This window comes from Pyrobaculum sp. (assembly GCF_049971835.1).
In the GTDB taxonomy this organism is placed as follows: Archaea; Thermoproteota; Thermoprotei; order Thermoproteales; family Thermoproteaceae; genus Pyrobaculum.
In genome coordinates this window covers 1-2,501 of sequence record NZ_JBMFKV010000241.1, presented here as the reverse complement: position 1 = coordinate 2,501, position 2,501 = coordinate 1, and the positions used below count along the sequence as shown (strand labels likewise).

Genomic DNA, 2,501 nt, shown 5'->3' with positions numbered 1-2,501 from the left:
CCCTAACCCCACGGAAGCGCTCAGCCAACACCTCAACGTAGTCAACAGCCAACGCCGCCAGCAACGCCTTCCAAGCCTGAAAAGCCTTGCCAGCCGCGTTCCGGTAGAGACCCTCCTCCAGAAACCTCAACGCAAGCTCAGCCTCGTACCGCGCCTCCAGGAGCGTCCCCCTCTTGTAGCCAGCGGGATCCCTCCAAGGCTTCGAAAGCTCAAGCACGGAACCTCCGAGACACGTAAATATATCTTTCACAGCCCACAACCCCCGTTTGGGAGCAGTCGCCCCCAGTACACGCCAAGCGGCGGCGAGAAGGCCGCGGCGGCTGAGCCTCCGGTCGCGCCCTACACGCCGGTGTTCGTCTGCAGGGAGAGGAGGTTACGTGAGGGCCGCACGCGTCCTCCACAATCTCCTCTTATGCAGACGACAGATGCCTCTCTACGAGAAGGCCTCGGAGAGAGCTGTGACGTATGTAGCTGAGGCTGTGGTGGAGTACATAGGCCTCTTCGAAGCCGATAAAAAGAGCCATTCATATCCATTGAAGTTGAGAAATGTAAAAAAGGAAAGTTTTTAAAGTTGCCTCCCACTTCTATTATGGTCAACGAAGTAGAAGGAGAGATATATGAAAGGTCCGAGGCAGAACCGTCGGTAGGCGCGTGTGGGGACGTGGGCAGAGACGCGCCGCTGGATCAAAGTGGCGTCGCTGGCCCCTCATGGCGTGGATTAAGCGGAACGTAGCTATACTCTACGGAGTTGGCTACAGTAAGGGGTTTATAAACGGGTTTCTGACGTGGTACCTATCCCTCAGGCTCTACGACTGGGGCCTCGCCGTCTTCGCCGTGGTGAGGCTCGCGGCGCAGGTGCTAGACTCCGTCGCCAACCTGGCGGGGGGCTACCTAGCCGATAGAATTGGGCGGAAGCCCACGTTGATAATTACAGACGTGGTGTACATCTCCTCAATCCTATGCCTCTTGAAGCCGGAGCTCCTCCCGCTGGCGGTGTTGCTGTTCTACGTCGCAGACGGCCTCCCCACGTCGGCCTCCTTCGTCATGCGTATAGAGTCCGTCCCCGAGAACTGGAGGGGGAAGATCATCTCAATAGGCCCCGCCCTCTCATACGCCTCGTACGCCGCCGGCTCCTTTGCCCTGGGGCTAGTCGCCGCCTCCCACGGACATACGTGGGCTGTCTACGTCATACTGGCGATATCAGCCGCGGGCCTCGCCGCCAGATTCCTCCTCATAGAGACGGCGAGGAGGGCCTCTGCATCCACCTCCCTCAGCTACCTCAGGGAGTTGAAAACTGTATTCACCTCGCGTATATACGGCAGAGTGCTCGCCGTGATGACGCTCCTCGGCATCTCCTTCGCAATCTCGCCCTTCATAGCACCCTTCCTAAAAGAGGTGGTTGGCATGTCGGAGCGCGAGATCGCCATGTTCTTTACACTCTACAACCTCGTGCCCATACCCATCTCGCTGGCGCTGGGCCACCTCGTGGATAAGTACAGAGAGTCGATCCCCCGGCTCATGGCGGCTCTGCTACTCGCCGACTTCCCCTTCACCGCCTTATTCGCGTTGCTCAGCCCGGCGGCGCCCATCTTCGCCTACGCCATGCTGGGAAGCGTCTCCCTGGCGTCTATATACAGAGCGGCGTTAAACATATACGTCTCAGACGTCTTCAAAACCCACAGAGGCCTGCTAGTGGCACTCAACGCGGTCCTCACAGCCAACCTCCCCGGCGTCGCTACCCCCCTGGTAGCCGCGTTATGGGCCGCGCTAGGCCCCACGCCGGCTATACTCCTAGTGGCGGCAGCCAGACTCGCCGCCGCGGCCGCACTGCTGGCCAGCTACGGGAAGAGATCCACCGGGCCCCCCACCTGAGGAGCAATACCAGTATGCGGAGGAACTACGGCGAAGACTATATGCGGCGTCTGGCACCTCTGAAGAGAAGAATGGATAGCGCTAGGCGCATAACATCCGGCGAATGCCTAGGAGAGGTATCTTGCAACTTAGCCTCAAAGCCATGAGTCCACCTACCACCCTCTTCTCCGATCTCCCACCTAGACACAAAAACAGACCACATACCTAAATTTAAAGACAGAGCCAACACCCAACTACCCACCGCCCAAACTGTCCATACAAAAATGGGCCCGCCGGGATTTGAACCCGGGACCGCCCGGTTATGGGCCGCACGCGGGGCGCCGCCCCAGGGCGCTCTCCCGGCGTGCGGGAGCGGCGTAGCTTGCACCCGTCGCATGCGGCCACGCGCCTTGTGAAATCTAGACGCGCCCCCAGCCGCCACGCCCAGCACGCGTCGCCGGCTCAGGCGCGCCGCTCCCGCCTAGCGTCTCTCAGCCGCTTCTTGGCGCTACACATCTTTATATGGGGGGTTTAGCTCTCCTTTCCCTTCTCCTCTTGACTCCCAGCTTTCCTTCGCCTTCTACCACGGCTTTGTACATCAGGACTGCGGCTTTTAGGTTGGGGAGTTGGCTTGTTGGCACCAGCCAGCC

Annotated in this window: 4 protein-coding genes; 3 read left to right on the top strand and 1 reads right to left on the bottom strand. The window is 59.8% G+C overall.

Translation table 11 applies throughout. The features are described from left to right. On the bottom strand, positions 1-217 hold a 217-nt coding region (locus ACP5J3_RS13090; RefSeq protein WP_428496091.1), incomplete at its 3' end, for a PaREP1 family protein. Between the two features lie 160 nt (positions 218-377). Between ACP5J3_RS13090 and ACP5J3_RS13085 the strand changes: the two genes are divergently transcribed. The 3 genes from ACP5J3_RS13085 to ACP5J3_RS13075 are packed head-to-tail and all read left to right on the top strand — an operon-like array spanning position 378 to position 1,872. Beyond that, positions 378-569 carry a hypothetical protein gene (locus ACP5J3_RS13085; RefSeq protein WP_428496090.1) on the top strand — a complete coding sequence of 64 codons (192 nt, stop codon included), beginning with the start codon at positions 378-380 and terminating at the stop codon, positions 567-569. A gap of 20 nt (positions 570-589) precedes the next feature. Continuing rightward, positions 590-733, top strand: a complete 144-nt coding sequence (locus ACP5J3_RS13080; RefSeq protein WP_158307149.1) for a hypothetical protein — start codon at positions 590-592, stop codon at positions 731-733. Beyond that, complete coding sequence (locus ACP5J3_RS13075) at positions 709-1,872, top strand: MFS transporter (protein WP_428496089.1); 1,164 nt, start codon at positions 709-711, stop codon at positions 1,870-1,872. The genes ACP5J3_RS13080 and ACP5J3_RS13075 overlap by 25 nt, the downstream gene beginning before the upstream one ends. The last annotated feature ends 629 nt before the right edge of the window (positions 1,873-2,501 follow it).

Excerpts from the sequence above, each read along its gene's own strand:
- ACP5J3_RS13080 (WP_158307149.1), top strand. The coding sequence starts at position 590 with ATGGTCAACGAAGTAGAAGGAGAGATATATGAAAGGTCCGAGGCAGAA.
- ACP5J3_RS13075 (WP_428496089.1), top strand. The coding sequence starts at position 709 with ATGGCGTGGATTAAGCGGAACGTAGCTATACTCTACGGAGTTGGCTAC.